The 23690-nt window shown below is 66.6% G+C and carries 17 protein-coding genes and 1 tRNA gene; 3 read left to right on the forward strand and 15 right to left on the reverse strand.

The window, feature by feature from the left end:
- Position 1: 1 nt before the first annotated feature.
- The 13 genes from dpdF to AB0A90_RS08540 form a co-directional block, all read right to left on the reverse strand.
- Entirely contained in the window at positions 2-2587 is a 2586-nt protein-coding gene (dpdF, locus tag AB0A90_RS08480; RefSeq protein WP_357243743.1) for a protein DpdF, read from the reverse strand.
- Positions 2577-5828, reverse strand: coding sequence for a protein DpdE (gene dpdE / locus AB0A90_RS08485; RefSeq protein WP_357243745.1), 3252 nt, complete (start codon positions 5826-5828; stop codon positions 2577-2579). The genes dpdF and dpdE overlap by 11 nt, the downstream gene beginning before the upstream one ends.
- A 372-nt stretch (positions 5829-6200) precedes the next feature.
- Positions 6201-7346, reverse strand: a complete 1146-nt coding sequence (dbpB, locus tag AB0A90_RS08490) for a DGQHR domain-containing protein DpdB (RefSeq protein WP_357243748.1) — start codon at positions 7344-7346, stop codon at positions 6201-6203.
- The gene (gene dpdA / locus AB0A90_RS08495; RefSeq protein ID WP_357243751.1) at positions 7343-8584 is read right to left on the reverse strand and encodes a tRNA-guanine transglycosylase DpdA; all 1242 of its coding nucleotides are present in this window, start codon (positions 8582-8584) and stop codon (positions 7343-7345) included. Before dpdA ends, dbpB (AB0A90_RS08490) begins: the two co-directional genes overlap by 4 nt.
- Entirely contained in the window at positions 8581-9741 is a 1161-nt protein-coding gene (gene dbpB, locus AB0A90_RS08500) for a DGQHR domain-containing protein DpdB (protein WP_357243754.1), read from the reverse strand. The genes dpdA and dbpB (AB0A90_RS08500) overlap by 4 nt, the downstream gene beginning before the upstream one ends.
- Positions 9723-10529 carry a hypothetical protein gene (locus AB0A90_RS08505; protein WP_357243757.1) on the reverse strand — a complete coding sequence of 269 codons (807 nt, stop codon included), beginning with the start codon at positions 10527-10529 and terminating at the stop codon, positions 9723-9725. The genes dbpB (AB0A90_RS08500) and AB0A90_RS08505 overlap by 19 nt, the downstream gene beginning before the upstream one ends.
- 145 nt (positions 10530-10674) lie before the next feature.
- Positions 10675-11514 carry a GTP cyclohydrolase FolE2 gene (folE2, locus tag AB0A90_RS08510; protein ID WP_357243760.1) on the reverse strand — a complete coding sequence of 280 codons (840 nt, stop codon included), beginning with the start codon at positions 11512-11514 and terminating at the stop codon, positions 10675-10677.
- A complete protein-coding gene (queD, locus tag AB0A90_RS08515) occupies positions 11511-11867 on the reverse strand; it encodes a 6-carboxytetrahydropterin synthase QueD (protein WP_099855491.1) in 357 nt (118 codons plus the stop codon). The genes folE2 and queD overlap by 4 nt, the downstream gene beginning before the upstream one ends.
- Positions 11867-12505 carry a 7-carboxy-7-deazaguanine synthase gene (gene queE, locus AB0A90_RS08520; RefSeq protein WP_357243765.1) on the reverse strand — a complete coding sequence of 213 codons (639 nt, stop codon included), beginning with the start codon at positions 12503-12505 and terminating at the stop codon, positions 11867-11869. Before queE ends, queD begins: the two co-directional genes overlap by 1 nt.
- 8 nt (positions 12506-12513) lie before the next feature.
- A complete protein-coding gene (queC, locus tag AB0A90_RS08525; RefSeq protein ID WP_357243768.1) occupies positions 12514-13215 on the reverse strand; it encodes a 7-cyano-7-deazaguanine synthase QueC in 702 nt (233 codons plus the stop codon).
- A gap of 450 nt (positions 13216-13665) precedes the next feature.
- A complete protein-coding gene (locus tag AB0A90_RS08530) occupies positions 13666-14601 on the reverse strand; it encodes a replication-relaxation family protein (protein WP_357243771.1) in 936 nt (311 codons plus the stop codon).
- 616 nt (positions 14602-15217) lie between these two features.
- Complete coding sequence (locus AB0A90_RS08535) at positions 15218-16186, reverse strand: replication-relaxation family protein (protein ID WP_357243775.1); 969 nt, start codon at positions 16184-16186, stop codon at positions 15218-15220.
- A 413-nt stretch (positions 16187-16599) separates the two neighbouring features.
- The gene (locus AB0A90_RS08540) at positions 16600-17466 is read right to left on the reverse strand and encodes a hypothetical protein (RefSeq protein ID WP_357243778.1); all 867 of its coding nucleotides are present in this window, start codon (positions 17464-17466) and stop codon (positions 16600-16602) included.
- A 2037-nt stretch (positions 17467-19503) separates the two neighbouring features.
- Between AB0A90_RS08540 and AB0A90_RS08545 the strand changes: the two genes are divergently transcribed.
- From AB0A90_RS08545 to AB0A90_RS08555, 3 genes are all read left to right on the forward strand, one after another.
- Complete coding sequence (locus AB0A90_RS08545; RefSeq protein ID WP_357243781.1) at positions 19504-19812, forward strand: helix-turn-helix domain-containing protein; 309 nt, start codon at positions 19504-19506, stop codon at positions 19810-19812.
- Positions 19813-19900: 88 nt separating this feature from the next.
- On the forward strand, positions 19901-21379 hold the full coding sequence (locus AB0A90_RS08550; protein ID WP_357243784.1) for a tyrosine-type recombinase/integrase: 1479 nt from the start codon (positions 19901-19903) through the stop codon (positions 21377-21379).
- A gap of 135 nt (positions 21380-21514) precedes the next feature.
- A complete protein-coding gene (locus AB0A90_RS08555) occupies positions 21515-21850 on the forward strand; it encodes a hypothetical protein (RefSeq protein ID WP_357243787.1) in 336 nt (111 codons plus the stop codon).
- Positions 21851-22001: 151 nt separating this feature from the next.
- Here the strand turns inward: AB0A90_RS08555 and AB0A90_RS08560 are convergent, their stop codons facing one another.
- Together AB0A90_RS08560 and AB0A90_RS08565 are read right to left on the reverse strand one after the other, a co-directional pair.
- Positions 22002-22664, reverse strand: a complete 663-nt coding sequence (locus tag AB0A90_RS08560) for a hypothetical protein (RefSeq protein ID WP_357243790.1) — start codon at positions 22662-22664, stop codon at positions 22002-22004.
- Between the two features lie 952 nt (positions 22665-23616).
- Positions 23617-23688 (reverse strand) — tRNA-Lys (locus AB0A90_RS08565).
- Positions 23689-23690: the final 2 nt, after the last annotated feature.

A 23690-nucleotide genomic window follows, 5' to 3' on the forward strand; every position in this document is an offset into this window, starting at 1 on the left:
GTCACAGCGCTCCAAGGGCGGTCTCGAGCGAGAGTGAAGCGTCGCACATCTGCCGCAGACTAATGGTCGGCCGTTCGGGATCGGGCAGGTCCTGGGAGTGCACGAGGTAGGTCGGAACGTCGTCCTGCAGGCGCAGACGTACGGCGGTCGGCAGGGCGGGCAGGTCGTCGGCGACCCAGACTAGCGGCCCGGAGAAGGATTCGGTGAGGTTGCCGTCGTGGTCCACGATGACCGGGTGGGGCCACGCTTCGCGCTGTATGCGGTTCGCGAGACGTGCGGTAATTCCGGGGCCAGCAAGCACCCCCAGACCGCGCCGTGCGAGCTGCGACAGCAGTTCAGGCAGAAGATCATCACGTGCAATTGGCGTCCGCCACCAAATGCTCAACCACGGATGGTCACCGCGGATCAGTGCGAGGGGATCACGGCCTCCCTCCCAGTGAGGAATTGCGGGATGGGGTTCGCCGCCGTCGCGGTAAAGAGGATCGTCGCCTCGCATGTCGGGCCATCGCCGGCAGTGAGGGCATCCTCGACAGCTCACGGCGGTGCCCAACAGCCCGCCTCGCCATGGTATGCGGTAGTAGTCGCCGAGGACGTCGCCGACGCATCGGTCACCCTTTATCAATGCCTGCAGGCGATCGAGCGCAGCGGTTTGCTGCTGCGCGACAAGTGCCCGTTGTGTGCCGAATGCTCGCCCCCAATGTGATCGGTCATTTGTCTGACCATCCTGCAGCCGAAAGACCACCCGGGCATCGAGGCCGCTGAAGTACTGGTCCAGCCTGGCCTGCCACAGGCCATCGGGCTCGTCCGGTAGCCGTTCAGGGGCTTGTGATTCTTCAAGTGTGATGAGGCCGGCGCGTGACATCAGGTTCAAGGTGCGGACGTTCCACTGGCGGTTGTGCCGTGACTCGGCGAGGACGTGCGGCGGAACCACATCAAGACTTGTCTCGTGGCGGCCGTCCCCGAGATCAGAAGCGGCTCGAGACATGGTGCGCCACCGGTCCCAGCCTTTCTCGGGGCTGATGACGATGGAGGCGTTGAGCCGCTTCGCCGTCTCGTCGTCGCCGGGTGCGATAGTCAGGTAGACGGCTGCGGGGCGGCCGTCGCGCCCACTGCGTCCTACTTCTTGGTAGTACCGGTCCAAGGTTTCGGGCAGGCAGGCGTGCACAACGGTGCGCACATTGGACATGTCTAGCCCGAGGCCAAAGGCTGACGTCCCGACGACGATGTCGTGTTCGGTGGGCGCCGCTTTGCCTTCGTCGCTCTCTCCGCGCCATCCCATCACGGCGGCTCTGCGCTCGGCATCGGACATGTCGCCCGTGACCTCCGCGACGCGAAGGAGCCCGGCAGTCTTGAGTCGGCGAGTCCAGTCCCGCGCATCTTTCTTTAGGGACGTGTACAGGATGAGCGGGCGGGGCAGGGTGCTGACCGCTTGCAAAACGGCGGCGCATCGGTCGGCTTCGGTTCTGAAGCGTTCGACGAAGTAGGACGGTTCGCGGCGTGTTTGCGACGCCCAGACCAATTCGACGCGACCGGGCGAACTGAACAGCTCCACCAGCGTCTGGATCTGGTGTTCGGTCAGCGTGGCGCTCATGGCTAGTGTGATCAATTCCCGGCCAGGCGGTGCGATGGCGAGCCAGGAGCGACGCTGCCCGCTCATCGCCTGAAACTCTGGACGGAATTCATTGCCCCATTGTTCGACCAGGTGCGCCTCGTCGATGATCAGGTGAGTGAGGTAGCCCTGCCGTGTCGCGTCGTCCAGTGCCTGGCTGAGCCCGGTCAGGATGGCCTCGGGAGCCGCGATGACGACGCGTTGGCGACCATCACGGATATCCTTGCGGATGGCCTTTTTGACGTCTTCCGAAGTTCCGCCGGTGTATGCGTAATAGCCGCTGGGACTTTGCTGCTCCCCGAGCGATGTGAGCAGCGCACGCAGACGACGTTCCATGTCCATGGCCAGTACGACCGTGGGGACCACGACGACTGCGACACCGCGCTGCCGTGTCGCGGGCAGGACGGCAGCCCACGCCACCTCGGTCTTCCCCTGGCCGGTCGGCAGACACACGATGGTCGTGCTGCCGGCCGGTGCCGTCACGATCGCGCGAGCTGCCTGCCGCTGTCCCAGTGAGGTGTAATGCTGAAAGCCGGTGCCGAGTGCCCGGCTCCAAAACGGATCCGCCGGATGAGCTGACCTAGGGGTGGCGTCCCCGCCGTAGACCTCGAGAACCTCCTGCTTGGCGGCGCCCTCCGACAGAGGGGCGTCGGTGCGAGGATGCCAGATCCGTGCCGTCACCGAGAAGCCCGCAGCCACTGACAACGCCTCGCAGCCCACGTCCTCCCACTGTTGGCGGCTCGGGAGGGCTGGGCTGTTGGGCACAATGAGGGGCCAGTCGCCACCCTGGCGTGCCTCGTTCTCGAGCAGGATCTGACGGGTCAGCCCGACCACATCACGCCATCCTGCACCACCGGCGGTTAGGCCAACGAGCGCATCACGCAGTCGCGCACAGCTGCCCGAGGCAGGGAACGTGGCTGGAACCTTGGGCCAGCTAGCCCAAAGCTCCTGGGCGGATGACCAGCCATCAGTTGCCATCTTGTGGCACCCCCAGTTCGCCGCCGGTCACGCAGGTCACGGCCATTAGCCGGACCTTTGGCTCCTTCAGCGCGTCGATGAGAGCAGCCGCCACGCGGACATCGGTGAGGTAACTATCAGTATCGGACAACAACCGGCCGGCGTTCCGGCGCGCCTCGGCTTGGGCGCGACGGACTGCCCACGCCCGGCCTGCTTCATGCTGCGCCTGCTCCGCGCGCCGTACGAGCTGCGCGGAACGGGTCAACTCGTCGCGTGCGGTTGCTTCGGCGCTGCGGGCGGCCGTCGCCAGCCCTTCGATGTCGCCGAAGTATTGCCATAGAGCAGATATTCGCTCGTCATTGAGGTTGAGGTCGCCACGATCCTGCGCGTACGGGGCTTCCAGCCACCGCAGGAGATCGGGATCCTGCACGGCCTGGTCTGCCTGCGACGGAAGCCAGATCCGCCGCATGATGGGCGGGAGGATGACGCTGGCCTGACGTCGGAGGGCGTGTACAGCGTCCGCCGCGTCTCTGACGAGTTCTAGAGCCGGCTCGATGTCGGGCTCGACCAGGAAGTCAAAGCCGAAGTAGGAGCGGAGCTCTCGACCGCGGACGCCCGGGCGCCAGAACACGCACGCTTGGCCGCGATCGTCGATCGCCACAACGTTCGCGAGCAGGTCGACAAAAGGGTTACCCAGCCGGAAGAGCCGGGTGTTCGGTGTACGCAGAGCGGTGTTCCTGTTGAAGGTGCCTTGCATGGCTGCCGGTGGGACGGACCGTCCGGAGATAGCGAGGAGCCGCGGGGACACCAACGGGTTTGCATGGGCGCGTTCGAAGCGCATGACGTGCCGAATCGATCCCTCGGGATGGACAGCAAACCGCAGCCCACCGGCTTCGGCGCCGGCGTAGAGCCGCATCGCCTTTTCGTGGGCGCCCCAGCGAATCTCGGTAGTGGTCATCGCCTCAGCGACGGTGAGGCCGAGCGAGCCCTCGTGCACGGCCTCGACAGTGTCCATCCCGTCGATCTCCCGACGCTCTTTTCTGAGGACGTCGGCGACCATATCGGCCATCTCCAGCATCGCCGCAGGTCCATCCCGCAGGCCGGTCTCCCAGATTGTCGTGGTCAAACTATTGAGGGCGTACTGCAGCGCCGACACAGAGTCGTCGAAGATGCGTACCGCACTCGTGAGCAGCGTCGTCCAAACGGCGGCGAAGGAGTTGTCGGTGTGACCGCCAGGGGCGACGTACTGCATGGCTGCCCGGTGTCCGGCACCGAACGCGCCGGCGAACCGGTCTACTCGTCCCAGCCGTTGCTCACACTGGTTGGGTGACCACGGCAGCCGTAGATGGATGACGGCATCGGCCTCTTGCAGATTGACGCCGTCCTCGGCGCTGTCGTCTGCAATGAGGAGGCCGCCCTCGGCCCGCCAGCGATCCACGTCCATTGCGCTCGCCGCAGCACCTCGACGATGGGTGTGCTCGGTGATCCGGACTCGCGCATTCGGTGTCAGGACGTCGGCGATCAAGCCTGCCAGGCTGCCCGCGCCGCAGAACATCACAGCGCGTTTGTGCTGTCCGAGCACCTGAAGGTAGTCACGCATGTCGGGCTCTGCAGCATCGTTGTCGTCGAGTTTGCGCAGAAGGTCCTCGTCGTCAGCCAACACAGTTGCCGCAGCAAGCACCTCACGCTCGTACTCACTCAGGCCAGCGCGCCGAGCAGCCGCGTCGTCACGGTGGATGCGCCACCGGAGAGCGTCCTGCAGATCCCCGGAGAGACCGTCACTGCGCGACGACAGCACCGCCAGGACGAGGCCGTACGCTCCGGTGCGGTCGTCGGCGTTGTGGTCGAGCAGCCAGTGCGAGACGTGTTGCTGCCACGTCACCAGCGACTCGCTGACCAGTTCGTCATTGGCGGCGACGCTCAGTACGGTAGGTCGCTGTCGGCCAGTGACCTCGAAGGGCAGTGCGTCCAAGGAGTCGTCGCATGCCGACGTAAGGACGTTGTGCCGGCGATGGCGGATGATTCTGCGATGCATGCGGTACGTCTCACTGATGTGAGCCCGCAAGGCATCGACGTGTGACCGGAGGATCTCGCGCTCGCCTTCGTCGATCAGGTCGCCATCGGCAGTCAGCAGGTCCGAAACGCGACCGGCAAGATCGCGGAACGTTATGTCGCCGGGGAGGAGGTCCGAGATCTCCGCGATGGCGCTCGGAAGCAGAGGCTCGAAGTCCGCGTCGAGCGCGAAGACGGCGTTGGCCAGCACGCGCCGTGCCTGGAATCGCTGGGTGAACTGCGGCAGGTCCTCCCAGCGGTAGAGCGTGGGATCGAGCAAATGCAGCATGCCGAGGTGCGCCTGCGGCCGCGACATCGGCGGTGTAGCCGACAGGAGCAGCAACCGGGGCGTGGAGTGCGCCAACTGAGTCAGTTCCCGATATCGGGCTTCCGTTGGGTCGGCCGCATCGGTCAGGCGATGCGCCTCGTCCACCACAACCAGGTCGAAGCCGTGGTATTCCTCCCACTTGTCTGGGGTTTCATGGCGGGTGATCTTTATCGTTGCTGCCGGGAAGTCCTCGGTGAAAAACTTTCCCTGCAGTTCACGGCTCCATTGCTGCCGCAGCATGTCCGGCGCGAGGACGACGATCCGAGCGGTCGGCTGATCGAGGAGGCGCTGCCGGATGACCAGTCCAGCCTCAATGGTCTTCCCGAGGCCGACCTCGTCGGCCAAGAGGTATCGCTGCACAGGGTCGCTGAGCACGGTCAGCGCAGCTTGCACCTGATGCGGATAAATTTCGATCGCCGCCGACAGCAGCGCGGGAAGGTCGGCGCAGGCGGCCCGTTGGGCCACGAGGCTTGTGAGCATCGGAAGCCGGGCATCCCGAAAGTACGGCGACTCGTTGGCGCCCGCTGCGAGGACCTCGACCGGAGAGGCGATCGGCCTGTCCCAGCGCACCCGCAGATGCTGCTGTGGAACCTGAAAGTCGAGGTCCTTGTTGGGTAGGCGCACGAAGTAGACACCAGGGCCACCGCCGATGATCCGGCCCGCCCGCCACCGTCCCGTATCAGGGTCCTGCCAGTAGACCCTCGTCTGGGGTAGCAGCTGCGCCAGACGGCACTCGTCGGCCGGGACCCAATAGCTCTGCGCGACCGGCCTCGCAATGGACTCGAAGGCATCAATTCGCACGTCGCCGCCGCGACGTTCTCCCACACGTCCGATACCTGGAACCTGTGGGTGCTCAACGAATTGACCGGTCGGCAGCAGCATGATCGGACTGGTCCCCGTCCCTGCGCGCCGCCCTGCGGACGGATCGGCACCTAAACGCACCAACGCAGGGTATCGACTACCTCTGAGATGTGGCAGCAGCAGCAGTGCCCACCTTGATCAGCCGAAAAGCCCAAAAGACCAACCCAACTCCTGAGCTGGATTCACGTTCTCATCTAGGGCGCCCATCGCTTCCCACGCAGGCGCGGTTAGGACCCGGCGCGGCGGCGCCTGTCCCTCAGGAGGCCACGACGCCGCTGCCCCACCACCGTCCGGCTGCCGGCGACGCCTGGCGGCTGCGGCTGCGACGTAGGGCCGACCCGAATTCGCCTCAGCCCAGCGCGACACCCAGTAGCCCCACGCACTCGATGCTGACTACCTATTCCGGTACCTGACCTGCAGGAAATCCGCGACGCGCTTGATGTCGCGAGGCGTGTTCTGGATGTCGTTCCACCTGCGAACGATGCCGTTGCCGAAGTCCCACTCACCGTCAGTCCAGCGGCAGTCATCGGCGATCGACTTGAGGTGGGCGGCGAACTCCTCAACCTCGACGATCCCGTCGCCCTCCTCACGCGCATGGCTAATGGCGTCCATGAGGTAGCCCATACTGATGATTCCGACGCCGTGCATGAGGCGCGACTTGCGGGGCGGCTTGCCCCACGCTTCGGGGAAGACCTGGCTGACAGCGGTCCAGAAATTGAACAGGACGGTCAACATATAGCCGGTGGTCGGCAGCGCCTCGTCGTTGCGGAACCGGTAGAGGGCGCCGTCGCTCAAACTGGTCTCCAGCATCCTCAAGACCGAGTTGTCCTTGATGACGCCGGACGGGTTGGTCGGGGTCTGGATCATCCGGTTGAGTGGAGACCGGGCGTCGAAGTTGAGCCCCTCGAGCAGGGTTGCCGGCAGTTGACGTACCCGCAGCGGAGTTGGCAGCGCGCCCGAGGCTCCAGGCAGGAGTTCGTGGATGAGCCCCTTCGGCAGGGCCTTGGTGGAGTTGACGAGGATGAACTGTGAGCGCTGATCTGCGGTCTCGTTCGTGATGAAGGCGCTGATGCTCACTGGAAAAGCATCGACCCTGGCGTCGCGGATGGCGGCGCTGCGCTGCTGGCCATCCACAATGAAGCCGGGCCTGTCGTGATCAGGGCCTTCGGTGATCGGGATGATCAAAGTTCCGCTGCGCACGTAGCCGGGGCTGTCGGATTCCGTCTGGCCTGGCTCGAAGCGCACCCGTTCGTCGAACGCGATGACGATGGCGTTGGGGAGCAGAGGGCTGGCGTCGGTTTCGATGTATCGGCGGATCGCCGCGACATGGGCGAGGACCTCTGGCCGTTGGTAGCCGTGCAGCAGGGAGTCCTCGTCGCGGCGGATGCGGGAGACCGTAGCGATCTTGGGTACGAGCTTACCGTCCATGGCGAAGGTGTACAGAAGGCGCCCGAGGCCTTGCTGGATCTCCAAGGCGGGCAGGCGTAACTCCTGGGTGACAGCGGAGTCAGCGGACGCCTCGGTCCGGGTCTTGGTCACGCGGTGGTCCTTCCTCGTTGTGCGCGGAGACGCTGTTCGAACACGTACAGGTTGTGGAAGCCGCGCCGTTTGTTGCGCTCGGAGCCCCGAAACACCACGATCTCAATCCCAACGGCGACACAGAGATCGCAACGACAGTCGCGCCACGGCCGAGCCGCCAACGTCGCACGGTACTGCTCGCTGCGGTCGGACTTGCCGCCGTCCCACAGCGCGCTGTAGGCGACGAGTGCCTCCAAGACCGGCTCGAGGTCAGTCTTGTCAGCGTCGTACTCGCGCAAAAGGGTGAGGGCAGTCCGCTCGAGCGCCATCGCCTCGCCTTGGCCGATCTCGCCAGAGCGGATCCGGGCCTTGAGCTTCGCGTTGCCGTCCACCTGCGGAACGCGCAGGGCGACATGGGTACGGGTGGGGGTGTAGTAGTTGTCCCGGTCGTCCTTGAATGCCTGGCGGAACGGTGAGGTGCTGTCGAAGCTGGTGACGCCGTGGCTGGCGAACGTCGGCACGTCGCCGACGCGGCTCACACCGAGAAGGTGCAGTTGGGTGGAGTGCTCTCGGACCTGGTCGATCGCTCGTAGGCAGGCGAGGATTTCATTGGTCTTCAGCGGCACCATGCCGCCGAGCGCGATGCGGGAGTAGCCGATGCGCTGCAGTTCCGCGATCGCGTCCGCGTAGGACTGCGGGCTCCAGCCCTGGGCAACGCCGACAGGGGCGAAGCTGACGTTGCGGGCGTCGCACCGATCCCAGAACTCCTGGGCCAAATCGAGGGTGATCTTCTGGCGGCGGACCCATTCCTGTGCCTTGGGATCGTCGCGTGACGTAGCGGGCTCGTACTGAAAGATCACGTGGTCGACGGCGATGCCGTAGTTGAAGCCGCATCCGTCGTAGAAATCGATGACTTCATCAACGGTGTACGGCGGCCACTCTTCGCCGACGTAGGAGAAGGCACCGCAGTCGCCCATGATCTCCAACGGGGTATGGCCGTTGTCGAGCCGGAAGAACTTCGCGGCGCCTTCACGATAGAGGCGGTGGCGTTGTGCTCCGGTGTACTTGCCCGTGGTGCCGCTGGCCAGCCCATCCACGATGGCCTTGGACACCAGCAGTCCGTCGAACGGCGCTTGGGTCAGGACCTCGTGCGCGTACAGGTCGTCGCGTTGCCGGACGCGGAACGGGTCCCGTTCTTCAGTGATGAAGTCGAAGCTCGGATCGACCTGGTCCTGGCTGTCAGGAAAGAAGAATTTCATCGCTGCTCCGCCTGGGCGTTGCGGTGCACCCGGATGAGGTAGTTGGACAATGCCTGGATGTCGCGGGGGGTGTTCTCGACCTCGTTCCACCGCATGTTGAGCTCGTCCCAGGTGCCCGAAGTCCAGCGACAGTACGGGGCGATCAACGCAAGGTGCTCGCGGATCAGGCGAGGCGCGTCCGCTGCGCGGGGATCGACGATGCCGAGCACCCGGCCCATGAGGTGACCCATGGCGCGTATCCCTGCGCCGTGCATCAACCGGCTCTTGGTGGCCGGTTTCCCCCAGGCGTCGGGGAAGGTGTCCCGCACGGCACCCCAGTAGGTGTAGAGGGCGTGCAGGACGCCGTCGAAGTCGGTCTCGTTGCGGCCCACGTCCCGATACGGGAACAGGCACCCGGCCGATGTCAAACTGTCTTTGATTAGTTCGACGAACCCTGTGTCGGTGATCACCGCGAGAGCGGTCTGTGACTTGTCCGTCGACGCCCGTTTGATCATCCCACGCAGCGGTGAGCGTTCGTCGGTGTTGAGCACGTCGCATAGCTCCGACGGAGCCCGGCGAATGGCCAGCCGTGTCGGCAGTGGGCTGTCGACCGCGGGGAGCAACTCCGTCACCAAGCCGCGTGGCAACGGCCGGGTGTTGTTGATGCGCAGGAACTGATCGCGTTGGACCTTCACGGCGTCGGCGACGAACGCGGTGATTGGGACGGGGAAGTCTTTGCGCCGTGTGCGGGACAGCGCCACCGCGCGTTGCTGCCCGTCGACAATCCACGCGGGTTTCGGCCGACCGTTTTCCGCCATGGGGATGGTGAGCGTGCCGGTAATGCCGAGCTCATCTCCCGGGAGCCGGTCGCCGCGGATCTTCTTGAAGTGCACTCTCGACGACAACGCCATGATGATCGGGTTGGGGAAGACCGCAGCATCGCTGTTGAGGTACTCGACGATCTCCTGGATATGTTTGCGCACCTCAGGGCGTTGGTAGCCGATGAGCTTGCCGGCATGGTCACGACTGACCCGGGAGATGTCCGCGACCTGCAAAATCTCCTCGGCCCGGAGGGTGAAGACATAGAGGGGATATTCGGTGCTCTGCGCGATGCACAAGGCCCGACGGACCATGCTGTTGGGAGGCGGTGAGGCAGGCATCAGGGGCGCGCCCCCCATGCCATTACCTCGGCGAAGAGTTGCCCGAAGCGGGCCTGCTCACATGACCGTCCTGACAGGCGAAGGCGTCGCAGCAAGCCCGTCGCGGTGGCTGCCCGTTCGCCCGCATGCCCACGGATGAAGGCGCGCACCTCTTCGTCGGTAAGACGCTGTCCAGCGGTGCGAGTTGCGGGAACCGGCGTTGCCTGCGTTGTCTGTTCCACACGCTCGCGCAGTCGTTCGCGCCGTAGGTCGTGATCGTCATCGACCGACGAGCGCAGCAGGAACGCTGCGACGCGGGCGTTGAGCGATAGCAGGCTGCCGCCGAGGTGAGGTTGCAGCCTGGCGGTCACCGGTACGACGAGGTCTTCAAGGTCATTAGTGGATGGCCCGACAACGGATAGTTGCTGCGTGTCGTGCAACAGACTGGCCGCAACGGTGACGTCCGTGGCGCAGGCTCGCTGGTAGGCGTCAGAGAGCACCGCGATGATCGTGGCATGTGGATCACGACGGGCTAGGTCCGCGAATGACCGCGGTTGGTCTGCGTCAGGGCCAGGCCACTCGGTCAGCCTTGTCCACCAGTCGCGGGCGGCGGATTTATCCTCACCGACCGAATCGACCCCGCCCGAGGCGAACGTTGCCGCATACGGTCGGATCGCCGCCGATGCGGCGATGAGCCCGTAGCCTGCTGAGCAGACCCATAACGTCGCGGCCCGCGGTGCGATCTGGTCGGGCAGGGTCCGGGCAATCTGCCAATGCTCACCGGCGTACAGATCAACGGCAGGGAAGCTGTTGGCAGAACTGGTCAACAGTCGGTCTGTCCAGGTGGCGAACCGCTGACCTGGACTGCTTTCATGGAGGTTACCCACACGTAACCGATCTGGCACTGTGTGTCGTTTCCGGTTGCTGCAGGTGACCACAACGTGCACGTTGGCCGGGCCGGAGTGACCGCTGCTAGCCATCGGTGGAGTCCCGACTCGTTGCGGTCAGCGTCCAGGGGATCTGCGCGTAGGCGGCGTGGTTGTGGATGCTTTCGTCGTTGACCACGCGGATCCGGTACTCGGCGATGCGGACGTCGTGGTTCAGTGCCCCGGCAACGGTGCGGATCATGTCCTCAACGAAGACGGGGTTGTCGTAGCCGGCCATGGTCACGTGGCGTTCGTCCGGACGTTTGAGTAGCGCGTACACCGGCGATGATCCAGCTGCCTCGGCGATGTCAATAAGGTGGTCGAACCACAGGCCGGTGGCGGGGGTGTGTGGGCGGGCGTCGATGGTGACCCAGCCGCGTTGGTTGTGGGCGCCGCGGTCGCTGATCGCTTTGCTGCACGGGCACACGCTGGTGACCGGCACCTTCACGGCGAGCACCACCTCGTCCCCACGGTCGCTGGCGGCGGCGGTCAGGGTGCAGGTGTAGTCCATGAACGAGGCGATGCCAGTGACTGGGGCGAGGCGTTCCAGGAAGTACGGGAAGGTGAGAGCGACGCGGGCGGTGGCACAGCCCATGCGTTGGCGCAGGTCGTCGGCCATCAAGGTGACGGCTTGGCTACTGAGTCGGTCGCGCCAGGTGTGCAGCACATCGACGAAGCGGCTCAGGTGGGCGCCTTTGACGTGGTCGGCGAGGCTCACCGACATAGCGACTGTCGCGACGGTCTCGCGTTTGTTGCCACGCGCGTCGGAGATGAGCAGGGGGTAGCGAAGGCCCTCGACACCGACCTCGTCGAGGGCGATGCCCCGAGTGTCCGGCAGGGCCTGAACGTCTTGCAAGCTTTCGCCCTTGATCTCACTGATCGTCATGCGTCGCCTCGGTAGACGCAGCCTGACGTGCAGGTTTCCCGGACGAGGATCTCTGACAGCGGCAGTTGATCGATGAGTCGTTCCCAGATCCAGCGGGCAAGGTTTTCGCTGGTGGGGTTGTCCAACCCGGGGACATCGTTGAGGTAGTAGTGGTCGAGTTGGTCGTGCAGTGGGCGGAACGCCTTCTTGATCTCGGCGAAGTCCATCACCCAACCCGTCGCCGGATCGACGTCCCCGCGGACGTGTACCTGCACTTTGTAGGAGTGGCCGTGGAGGCGGGCGCACTTGTGCCCGTCGGGCACGCGAGGAAGCCGGTGGGCGGCCTCGAAGGTGAACTCGCGATAAATCTCCATCAGGCTATTCCTAAATATTTGTGGGTCTGCAGGCTCAGTTGCCACTGCGGGTGAGCCAGGCAGTAGGCCACCGCCGCGCGGGTGTTGGCCTCCTGCTCTGGGCCGTCCATCGGCTGCAACCGCATGAACGTGAACGCGAGGTCCTCGAAGAGCTCAGGCATCGCGGCGGGCTGGGGGTAGACGAGTTTCAGTTCGTCGCCGGCGGTCAACACCAGATCGGCGCCGGCCTTGGGGCTGACACAGATCCAGTCGAGGCCAGTGGGCGCCGGTTTGGTGCCGTTGGTTTCCACCGCGACCTCGAAGCCCTCGGCGTGCAGCGCCGCCACGGCGTCATCGTCGAGCTGCAGTAGCGGCTCCCCGCCGGTGCATACCACGTAGGGCTTGCTACGGGAGTGCGGCAGGCCCTGCCATGTCTTCGCTACCGCTGTCGCGAGGTCTGCGGCGCTGGCGAAACGGCCCCCGCCAGGCCCGTCGGTGCCGACGAAATCGGTGTCACAGAACTGGCAGATCGCGCGGTGCCGGTCGGTCTCGCGTCCGGTCCACAGGTTGCAGGACGCGAACCGGCAGAAGACGGCGGGTCGGCCAGCGTGGCTGCCTTCACCCTGCAGGGTGTAAAAGATCTCCTTGATCTTGTACATAGCCCTGTTCAGCTCTGTGACGTCGTCAGGGCCGGATCGGTCATTCCCAGCTCGGCAAAGCCGCGGTTGCGGAGGAGGCACGAGTCGCACGTGCCGCAGGCGCGGTCGCCGACCGGGTCGTAGCAACTGTGGGTGAGGGCGTAGTCCACACTTAGTTCGAGGCCTCGCCGGATGGTGTCTGCCTTGGTCAACTGAATCAGAGGAGTGTGGATCTTCAGTCTCTGGCGGCCCTCGACCCCAGCCCTAGTAGCCAGGTTCGCCATCTCCTCGTAGGCCTTGATGTACTCCGGGCGGCAGTCCGGGTAGCCGCTGTAGTCGAGTGCGCTGACCCCAATGAAAACGTCCGACGCGTCAAGCGTCTCGGCCCATGCCAGGGCGAACGACAAGAAGATCGTGTTGCGTGCTGGGACATAGGTGACGGGAATGTCATCGGCTGTGAGGTCGTCAACGCTGTCGTGATGTGGCACTGCGATCGACGCGTCGGTGAGCGCCGATCCACCGAAGACCCGCAGGTCAATGTCGGCTACCACATGCTTGGTCGCTCCCAGTGCGGCGGCGACGCGCTCTGCCGCCTGCAACTCGACCGTGTGGCGTTGTCCGTACCTGAAGCTCAGCGCGAAGGTCTCGTACCCTTCGTTCCGGGCGATCGCCAGCACCGTCGCCGAGTCCAAGCCGCCGCTCAGGAGGACTACCGCCTTGCGCTGCGCCATGTTTGTGACCTGATCTCTCGCTCGTGTGAAACTGCAGACCCATGGCGAACCACAGCTATGTAGTTTACCGCTTGCTACGGTACCGAACGGATCGTCAACATCAAGTGCCGCCGCCCACAAATCCCCGGCTGAGCTTGGGCGTTCGAGATGGTCGACAACCCAGCGCGCTCGGACTTGAGAAGCCAGAAGCCGAGGTCCAGAGTTTTAGATGCAGAAACTACCAGCCTGCCGCCGAACGCAGAGCTGAAGTTTACGCGGTTACGCTGCGTGGATTCGTAGTCCACTCCGCGACATTGGGGTGCCCCGTCCGGAGCTCTCGCCCGCCTCGACCGTGACTACGGCGCGCAGGCCATGCCCAACGGTCCAGGCGGTGGCGCAGGCCGTCCACGGTCCGTCGGCGTGCGGCGGCCAGCAGGCCGCCGCACGCGCCGTGTGTTCCGCTCCCCCTCATTAGGCGGCCCGCTCGTCCGGGGTGGGCTGGTCGTGGGTGGGGTATTGGTCGTCGTGGTGGGTGTCGGTGTAGGGCAGGTCGATGAGGCGGTGACGGCCGGTACAGCCGGGTAGTTGCCAGATCTGGTGGGCGGGGCTGGCGGCGAGTGCGGTGCGTAGTTCGGCGGTGGTGGTGGCGATGGCCGCCTCCGGGCCGGCGCCGGCGATCCGGTGGTGCAGGTTCGCCTCGCGGCGGGCGGAGGGGAGGTGCAACAGCACCGGCCACGCCCAAGTGCTCAGGAGGTAGAGCCGCTCGTATTTGATGATTTTGTCGATGAGGACCTGCAGGTTCTCACCGCTGGTGTCGTACTCGAGGAAGAACGGCACGGACCGTTCGTGCTCTGTCCATATCCCGGCGCCGTCCGGGCGGGGGAGGCCCGTCGCTCCGGCAAGGATGAGGTGCGGGTTGGCGCCTTTGCGGTAGAGGGTGCCGGGTTCGTGGTAGGCCGACGCGGGCTGCCAGCGGACGAGGTCGCTGTCGGGGTGGGTGCGGGCGTGGGCGGCGAGGTCGATGAAGACCTGGTTGCCGCCGAGCAGGTGCGGCAGGTCCGGTCGGTTGGTCAGGGAGTGTTTGCGGCGGCGGGACTGGTCCCGGCGGCCTCGTGGGAGTCCGCGTTGGGCGTGGACGTGGTCGTAGCCGAGTTGGTCCAGGACGTAGTGGTAGGGGTGCGAGCCTCCGTCGGCTTTGTTGGGCCGGAACCGGTCGACTGCCCGCAGGGCGGTGAGGCGGCGTAGCCGGCGTTGGGTGAAGTCCAGGGATGGGAACAGGGCGGCGGCGATCTGGTCGGTGGTGAGCACGCCGTGGTCGTAGAGCCAGCCCAGCAGCCGGTCGTCGCGGGCGGTGATGCTGGCCTGCAGACGCAGCAGTGGGTCCGCGGTCGGTAGGTGTTTACCCATGGGCACCAGCCCTGGGGGAGAGACCCGAGACTGGAGGGTCTGTCTGGAGCGGTCCCGGACTCCTGACAGCGGGGTTGACCTGGGCTGTGAGCGGCCGTGAGGGGTCAGGTTGGGGGTCAGGATCAAGACGGACGGTAGAACGGAGATCGGCACTGACCGCTGAAGCGCCGGGCGGAACGGGTTCGGCCAGACGGTGTGGTGAGGGTGGGTGTGAGTCGGGCCGGTGACGCTGGTGAGGTTCGCGGTGCGGGGTGATCATCGTTGGTGCTCCAAGGTCAGAGGTGCGAGTGGGTGTGAGGTTGGTGCGCCCCGTGGCCGCAGCGGGCGGGAGCAACCGGAGGTCCGCAGTCGCTGTCCGGAAGCCTGATTGGACATGCCAACCTGTCTGGTCTCGCGCGTGTGACGAACTTCCGGTGACAGTCGCCTGTCGATCGAAGTTGGTCACAGCGGCTGTGACCTGCGGTGCGAGAGCCGTCGGCGTTGCCGTTCGGGTTCGAAGCGAACGGCAACCTCCGGTAGTCCTCCTGACAGTGACCGGGTGGTCGCTTCCGTGGGTCGCCCTGGCCTGCTCCTCGACCGGCCCGGGTGGGCCGGTCGAGGAGCAGTGGTCGGTTGGTCAGGGGCGCGGCGGGTAGTGGTACTCGCCGTCGGCGACGGATTCTTCGTAGGGGCGTTCGGGGTCGTAGATGGGGTGTGGGGCTCGGGGCCGTACCTCCTTGAAGGTCACGGTGTCGGGCGGCCACTGATCGGGGGTGTGGGGAAGGTCGGTCAGGGCGAGGCGGTGTGTCTCGCCGATCGGCTGCCAGACCGGGTCGGCCGGGTGGCCGTGCTCGGGGTTGCTGGTGACGACGGTGAGGTGCCGCGTGTTGCGGCGCTCGAGGTAGCGGCGCAGGTCCTGCTCTCGCCGGGGGTCGGCGGCGTGGAACAGCAGGGTCGCCAGGCCGGTCCGTTCGGCCAGTGGCCGGTAGCCGTGGATGCGGTCGGCGAGGTCGGCGGGACGGATCTCGCCGGGGTCGGGCTGGTACCAGAACGCGTGGCGGTCGCGGTCGTGGATGTACTCGCCGTGCCAGGCGGCATGTCGCGCCGCGGTGACTTGTCGGCAGGTGCGCGGTGACCACCAGGTGCGTAGGTCACTCCCGGGTTCGGTGAGCGCATGGGTGGCGAGGTCGACGAAGAAGTCGTTGGCCTGCAGCAGGCCGGGCAGCTCCGCGTGTTCGCGGAGCCGGTCGCGGACCCGGTACACCTGCGCCGGTGTGACATCGTCGTCTTCGCCGAGTGGGGTGAGTTGGGCGCCGATCGGGCCGAGGCACCACGAGGTGTCGGCGGTGGCCGCGGCGCCGGTGTTCCAGAGGCGGTCGATCCAGCCGCGGCGGGCGAGGATCGCCAGACGTCGGGTGGCAGACGCCGTGGTGGTGGCGAAACCGAGTGCGGTGAGCTGCGCGGCGGTCAGGACGCGGTGCTCGGCGAGCATCTCGACGGCCCACCAGTCGGGCAGGCGCATGCGGCCGCTCTCAGCCAGGAGCAGCTCCACCGGGATCGGTCGGGTGGACGGGACAGTGAACTGGGGATGGTAGGTGGTCGACACGACCGGTACCTCCAAGATGGGGCCGTCCCCGGGTAGGGGTGGCAGGGGTGGATGAATGCCCGTGCGACCGCGTCGGTGCGGCGCACCTCGGGCGGATCACGCCACCGCGGTCGTGCGTCGCGGTGGGTGACAGGGCAACGGCTCGGCGGTTCCGTGCCCGGACGGCAGCCCGGGCACGGAACCGGCCGGTCCGCGCGGCCGGATCACCGGCCGGTCATGCGGTACGGCGAGAATCCGAGCGCGGCTTGTGGCGCCGTCATTAAGGAACCGCCGCTTGTGTGCTCTGGCGAACGCCTGCCCCACTCACAGCCACTCACAGCCACTCACAACGAGGGGTTTTCCCCAGTTGAGATGATCCGTCCCAGGAGGCCTCACCGGGTGAAGTGACGGCGCCGCGAGAAGAGGGAGCCGACCTACGCGACTGCCGTCGACGTGGCGGCAGTGGTGGAGAGGCGACGGCGGCTGGCGGCGCGCAGACTGGCACGGCGTTCGGCTCGCGCCGCCAACGCCTCGGCGGCCTGTGGGGACGCCGCGCCGGTCAGCATGCCGCTGGCGAGGGCTTCGGCGAGGCGGGTGTCGATGCGACCCAACCGCATGCGCAGGGCGTCGGTGCTGATGCCCATCCGGGCCGCGATCGGATCCATGGCCCGCCGGCCCAGCCGCACGTCGATGTAGGGCTGCTCGTCGTCGGCGTCGAGGATCCCCAGGCGCACCGCGCGGCGGACCAGCACGTCCGGATGCCCGTAGGGCACCTGCGGGGTCCGCGGTCCCGTGACGCGCTCCACGTCCTCGACCGCAGTGAACTCGCTGGCCTGCTGGCGCAGCGCGTGCCCGGCGCGCCACCCGGCCCGGCACAACGACGCGTACGGCGCCCGGCGGGCCACGTCCACGTGGTCGCGGAGCGCCGCCAGGAAACCCGCGAGGATCTCCGCGTCGATGTCGTCGGGGTCACCGCCGTAGCCGTCAGACAAGCGCCTGGCGTAGCGGCGCAGCGCCGGCATCGCCATGCCGACCGCAGCGATGACCCACTGCGGTCCGTCCAGACGGGCACGACGGATCAACTCCCGCCACACCGCGTCGCGGGCCGTGTAGGCGCGCGGGTTCGCCAGCAGCCAGTCCCGCAGCGCCGGCAGCGCCACGACACCCCTTGGCAGGCCGTCATCCGGACCGAACATGTCGAGGTCGAGGGACAGGGGCGCCGGGTCGCTGGTCAGCGCCGCGAACGCGACGTCGACGGCGTCCAGGGGCGCGGCGGGCCAGATCGTGTCGGACACACTCATGATCAGTACTCCTCGGTCAGAGACCATCGGGCGTCGCCGCCGTGTTCTGGCGACGCTGGAATGCCGATTACGCCACGACCGACTCACAGGCACTCACAGCGCAGGTCAAGCCGGCTTTCGCGCCCAGCGGGCCGCTGCGGTGCCTCGCCCGAACTCCGGACCCGAGGCCGGCACCAGGCGGACGATTCGGATGGGCCGCGGTACCGCTGAGCAGGGCTGTGAGCCACCCGACACACGTCAAGCGCGGCACCCAAACGGCTCCGCGACGAGACCGCGATCGTCGGGCCGCGCCCACCGCTCACAGTCACTCACAGCGACTCACAGGCGCTCACAGCCGCTGACGCAACCCGTCCGGTCTGGCGCTGAGCTGGCGTTCGCGCCGGCGTCCCCTCGTAAGAGGGTTCTGAGCAGGGCTGTGAGAGCAGAGGGCCGCGCGAGGAGTGCCCGACAAGAGGCCTTCGGGCCTTACACCCTCTCACTCACAGCGACTCACAGCCGCTCACAAAGACTCACAGCGACTCACAGCGGCGTGGCATCCGCCGCCGGCACGCCCAAAACGCCGGCGACGACGCCGGTGGTGGTGGCGCGCATCCTGACCACCTGCCCGCGTCCCCCGGGCCGGGGCATCGTGCCTTGCGCCTCCCCCGTGTCGGTCGCCGGTGGAAGCACCCAGTGATGAGGAACCCTCCGTACCGGCCGCCTTGCGCGGGAACGAGCGAACCGCTGTCAACGAGGACGATCGATGGACATCTTGTCCATACAGGCAGCGGCGACCGCGCCCGAGAGGACAGGAACGTCAGCAGGAGTGCTGTGTCACCATGTCCGGGCATGCGATCGGCGGCGGTCAAATGATGTCAAGAGATGTCGACCGGTTTCGGGCGCGCGGCCGTGGCCCCGAGGTGGGGCAGAAGGTGTCCTCCGCGTCCGGCCGAGCGTCCGCGGCATCACGCATGTCATCAATGCTTGTCGTTGACAAAGTGTCCGGCGCGGTCGCTGAGCAGGGCCGGGACAGCTCAGTCACGTGCGCATTCTCGACCTGAGTGACACTGACTACGTTGGGCGATTGCCCCTCCCGTGTTGGCGGTGGTCAAACCGGCATGACATCCCTGCGCCGCATGGACGGGCGTGTCAACCGCCCGCAGGCCGTGTCCGCACCTGTCGGGTAAGGGCATGCCTGCGGACACCATGTCATCGACCCACATGAGTGCCCGACCGGTCGTCGCCGCTGCTGCGTGTGACACGTTGACACCGCGGCCGAGCCGTCGGCGGACACGCTGCCACGGCATTCGTGAACCGTCACACCACCCACCGTGTCATCAACTTCTGCCACTGTCCGGGTGGTTGGCGCCGAGGCGGTGGCGCATCCGCGTCGGATCGGCGCTGGCCGTCCGTTCTGAGCGAAGTTGCTCCGGGTGGGGTGCGCTGAGCTGGGCGGAGCAGCTTGATTGAGAAGGCCAACTCGGCATGATTCTCAGTCGATCTGCCCCGCAGCCACGTTCTGCGGCGGGTCGCTCAGTCTGACCGCGTCCGCGAGTGGGACCTCATCGCGAACCTCTTCCTCAGCATTGTCCCTGGTAGAGCCGGTTCACGCTCTCCCCAGAACGGTAAGAACGCGGCGAGCGGGTCAGCAGACCGGGGGCGCTCGGAGCAGAAATATTGAGAACGGAGCAGATTGCCTGAGAACGGACATCGACCGCGTGACTATGTGAGTCGCTGTGAGCGGTTGTGAGTTCGGCAGGCGTTCGCCAGAGCACACAAACACGGGTTTGAGGGTGTCAGAGCCCGATCCGGCCGGCGCAGAGTCGGCTTCGACTCGAGCGAGCTCCACGTCGCACCACCACGACCCCTGCCCGCCTCGTTTCGGCTCGGTCGTTCCCTGACCGGCCACCGGCGTCCGGGCGCTACCTGACGCCACCAACGCCGCAGGCCCGATCGTCGCTATCGGGTCGACGCCACGTCGCCTGCCGCCTCACCCCCACCGTCCCGAAACCATCCCGGCGACACCGTCGCCTTCTCCCACTGCGAAGGACCATCGCGATGAGCACCCCTGAACCTCACCTCGAGCAACCACAGCCCGTCCGCACCGTTGAGGACCTCCCACCTGGCACATGGACTACCGAGCGGATCCGCGCCCTGGGCATGGTCACCGACCTGAGCACCGCGGCCCGGATCTTCGGGCTATCCCGTTCCGTCGCCTACGACCTGGCCAAGCGCGGCGAGTTCCCGGTCGCCGTGCTGCGCTTCGGCAGCCGTTACCGGGTGCCGGTCGCCGCCATCCTCCACGCCCTGCACCTGCCGACCGGCGACGACAGCCATCAGCCACCCCGCCGCCGGGGGACGACTTGATCGTCTTCGGAAGGCACGCGTGGATCACCCCGTACGCAATCCGCAGCCACCGGGTGCCGAACACCCCACCCGAGGGAGACAACTGATCATGGCGGAAGGATCCGTCTTCAAACGCTGCTCGTGCCGCGACGGCAACCGGCGCAAACTCGGCAACCACTGCCCGCAGCTGCGCCGGGCGAACGGAGTATGGAATCCCACCCACGGCCGATGGGCCTACCAACTGGAACTGCCCACCCACCCCGGCCAGGCGCGCCGGCAGCTACGCCGCAGCACCTTCGACAGCCGCGACGCCGCCACCGGCGACCGCGACCACGCCAAAGCCCTGCTCGCCCTCGCCAGCGACGAGCCGGCCGTCGCCGCCGAGATCGCCGACATGCTCCTCGCCGTCGCGGCCGGGGCGCCACTGCCGGACCGTGACACCATCGCCCGCCGGGTTCGCGCCGGACTGCCCGCCACCGTCACGACCACCGTCGGCGAGTACCTGCAGTCGTGGCTGGCGTCACGACGCAGCCTCAGCAGCGTCCAACCCAGCACCCTGCTGGCCTACGAGTCGCACATCCGCGTCCACCTGGTCCCGCACCTGGGCGCCATCGCCCTGGTGAAACTGCGGGTGGAGCACGTCGAAGCTATGTTCGCCGCCATCGGCGACCGGAGCACCGCCATCGAGATCGCCCGCCAGAGCGACGACCCCGCCATCCGCGCCAGCGTCCGCGGCCTGCGCACCACCAAACCGGCCAGCATGCACCGCATCCGCGCCACCCTGCGCAAGGCACTCAACGACGCCATCCGCCGTGGCAACAACCGGCTCATCGACTTCAACCCCGCCGCCCACATCGAGCTGCCATCCGGGGCGCGCCCCAAAGCCCGGGTATGGACCGCCAAAGCCGTACAACGGTGGCGCGACACCGGCGAGCGGCCCAGCCCAGTGATGGTGTGGACCCCGCAGCAGGCCGGCGCGTTCCTCGACCACGCCGAAGAGCACGACATCGCCCTCTACCCGCTGTTCGCGCTCATCCTGCACCGCGGGCTGCGCCGCGGCGAGGCCGTCGGACTTCCCGACGCCGCCGTCGACCTCGACAGCTCGATGATCAGCGTCACCCAACAGATGGCCACCCACGGCTACACACCCGTGGTCAAGAAGGTCAAGTCCGAGTCCGGCAACCGGATCATGGCCATGGCCAGCATCACCCGCGTCGTCCTGCGCGCCCACCACGCCCGCCGCGCCCAGTGGAAACTCGCCGCCGACCACACCTGGCCCGACACCGGACTGTTCTTCGTCCAACCCGACGGAAAGCCCTGGCACCCCAACGCCGTCACCGACCGCTTCGAAGCACTCGTCCGCGACGCCGACCTACCCCCGATCCGGCTACACGACCTACGACACTGCGCGGCCACCTACCTCAAAGCCGCCGGCGCCGACCTCAAAGACATCCAGGAACTCCTCGGCCACTCCTCGGCCGCCATGACCGACGTCTACACCTCGGTCATCGCCGAACTCGACGTCGAACGCGCCAAAGCCGAAGCCGCCGCTGAACTGCTCCCCCGGCGACGCAAGCGCGCCGCGTAGACAGTCAACACCCGCCAGGCGGGGGCGGTAGTCCCGGAATGCGGCCCTGCCGCCGAACTCGGCGGCGGGGCTGCATCGCCACCGGCCGTGGCCGAGCGGCCAGCGCCAGCATTCCAGGTGGCCCGGTGAAGACACTTGGAGGACGCCGCTCAACTTGCTGGGGTGCGGCTGCTGAACCCGGCTCAGCGCGCAGCGGTGCTCACACTCCTTGCCGACCTCCCGGGCATCACGGTCACCGGGACCGTCACCGGGGCCGACCGCGCCGGACGTACCGGGGAAGCCTTCTCCATCACCACCGACGCTCACGGCCTGCCTACCCAATACACCATGATCGTCGACCCACGCTCGGGTGCGCTGTTGGGATACGAGGAGGTGCTGACCACCACGGCGGGGAAGCTGAACGTGACTATCCCCGCAATGATCGCCTACCGCTCGTACCTGACAGCCGAGTACGCCGCCGCACCACGCTGACCTCACCCTTGACCAGCAGCCGACGCCGCCGCGCCCCACGCGCAAACAGGCCCCAGGCCTGTTCGGGCAGATAGGTCGGGGACGAAAAAGCCGCACTCCGGGTGCAGACAAGCCGGTTAACCTCGGCGACGTGACGCCAGCCGGTACGCGATCAAGACCTCCGGGGTGCCTTGGCGGCCCTTGGTCCGCGGCGCCATTGGCCTGGCCGTCTGAAGAGATGGAACCGCGAACGTTCACGGCGCACCCGCCCGTGTCCCACGACCGTAAATCGCTTCACATGACCGAAGAACGGGCGTTCCCAGGTCACGCCATGGACATCGATGAAGTAGGCCACTGGCAGGAAGAGCTCTTTGGCGGCCTCGTCCGGGTCAAGGTCCTCGGGCCACTCGAGGTTGAACTTCCGGAGATCCCAACTCACGCGTTCAGAATTACCACCTGGCAGAACGGTCAGAAGGTGCCATTCGCTCACTTTTTCAGTAGGCCACCCCAAGAGCTGTAGGTGTATCTTGGCGTTGATGATCGGCGCGCTGCCGAAGTTCTCAACAGTTACGTTGAACTTCAGGATTCCCAGCCCGTCGGCGCCCCCTATAGCTGGGCTGTGAAGCACGACTGCGGCTGCTTGAGCTGCCTGCGTGTCATGCTGGTCGGCCTCAAGGCGCTCGATCTCGTCACGGCGAGTCTCTCGTTCCTCTGCCAGCGCGCGTGCCTGCCAGAAAAAGGCGCCGATGGTGCCAAACGCCGCAGCCACCGTGGCACACGCCTCGACCCAGTCAGCCTCGATTGCGAAGCCGGCAATATCCAATGTCAACAGCACGCTTCCCGAGCGTAGGTCACCCGCGCAGCACTACCTGAGAAGACCCTGGTGCCGATCACCACCGGCGGCCCAGCGATTCTCGGCGGCGGCGACTAGGTTCCCGCCGGTCCGCCCCCTCCCCGGCTGGCTCTGCCCATGGCATGGCACCGCCGCAACAACTCCCACCGCAGCAACCGGCTTCACCACGCAGCGCCCGCGGCGACTCCTCCTCCTTGTCCGTCACGGGTATCTCAATCCCCGGAACCTGGAGGGTCCTGTTTTGCGGCTTCGGCCCTCCTGGCTTCGGCCATGAAGCGTTCGTAGTCGATGGGTGACATGCCGCCGGACCTACGAGCTGTCAGAGCCACGTCGTCACCGGATACCCCGCTCAGGTGATCAGTCGGTCAGATTTCGAGCGAGGCATTCAGCGTCAGCCCTCGCATCGCGTCCTCGACGCCTTCCACGTCGAAGAGATCGATACCACGGGCCGCCAACTCCGCAGCGATCTGCCTGGCCGGACCCCCACACCGCCGTGTCCTCGAACGCCTCCTCGAACGCGGGAAGGAAGGTGTTGACGACCTCGACCACCGGACTGATCCATTCCGGGTCGACCGCACGATGTTCCAGGCTGTACCGGATCCAGCGCCGCAGCACCTCCGGCAGCGCGGCGCGTTGTTCGCGCCTTGCGCGGCAGCCAGTCGGCCAGGAACAAGCCGACCTGCCCCTGGCTCCACCAGGGCGGGCCGCTGGTCAAGTAGCCGTCGCCGTAACCCAGGAACATGTCGGCCAGCGACCTGGCGAGCGTGTCATCGGCTGGCGCGAAGCCGTCCAACAGTCGTTCCCGTTCCTCATCGCCCATCGGCTGCCCGTCACGAATGTCCGGCGGATACAGCCGGCAACGCGACCAAGCCAGCGCCCGCAAGTCGACGTGGCCCTCGTCGAGGTGGCGGGGCCACGTCATGTGCGCGGTAAGTGGGCCGCCTGGGACTCGAACCCAGAACCTAAGGATTAAAAGTCCTCAGCTCTACCATTGAGCTAACAGCCCTC

It is taken from the genome of Micromonospora sp. NPDC049204, assembly GCF_040647935.1.
Taxonomy (GTDB): domain Bacteria; phylum Actinomycetota; class Actinomycetes; order Mycobacteriales; family Micromonosporaceae; genus Micromonospora.

Coding starts and splice junctions, on each gene's coding strand:
- AB0A90_RS08545 (WP_357243781.1), top strand. CDS start 19,504: ATGAGCACCCCTGAACCTCACCTCGAGCAACCACAGCCCGTCCGCACC.
- AB0A90_RS08540 (WP_357243778.1), bottom strand. CDS start 17,466: ATGAGTGTGTCCGACACGATCTGGCCCGCCGCGCCCCTGGACGCCGTC.
- dpdF (WP_357243743.1), bottom strand. CDS start 2,587: ATGGCAACTGATGGCTGGTCATCCGCCCAGGAGCTTTGGGCTAGCTGG.
- AB0A90_RS08550 (WP_357243784.1), top strand. CDS start 19,901: ATGGCGGAAGGATCCGTCTTCAAACGCTGCTCGTGCCGCGACGGCAAC.
- queE (WP_357243765.1), bottom strand. CDS start 12,505: ATGTACAAGATCAAGGAGATCTTTTACACCCTGCAGGGTGAAGGCAGC.
- AB0A90_RS08530 (WP_357243771.1), bottom strand. CDS start 14,601: ATGGGTAAACACCTACCGACCGCGGACCCACTGCTGCGTCTGCAGGCC.
- dpdE (WP_357243745.1), bottom strand. CDS start 5,828: ATGCTGCTGCCGACCGGTCAATTCGTTGAGCACCCACAGGTTCCAGGT.
- dpdA (WP_357243751.1), bottom strand. CDS start 8,584: ATGAAATTCTTCTTTCCTGACAGCCAGGACCAGGTCGATCCGAGCTTC.
- dbpB (WP_357243754.1), bottom strand. CDS start 9,741: ATGGGGGGCGCGCCCCTGATGCCTGCCTCACCGCCTCCCAACAGCATG.
- folE2 (WP_357243760.1), bottom strand. CDS start 11,514: ATGACGATCAGTGAGATCAAGGGCGAAAGCTTGCAAGACGTTCAGGCC.
- queD (WP_099855491.1), bottom strand. CDS start 11,867: ATGGAGATTTATCGCGAGTTCACCTTCGAGGCCGCCCACCGGCTTCCT.
- queC (WP_357243768.1), bottom strand. CDS start 13,215: ATGGCGCAGCGCAAGGCGGTAGTCCTCCTGAGCGGCGGCTTGGACTCG.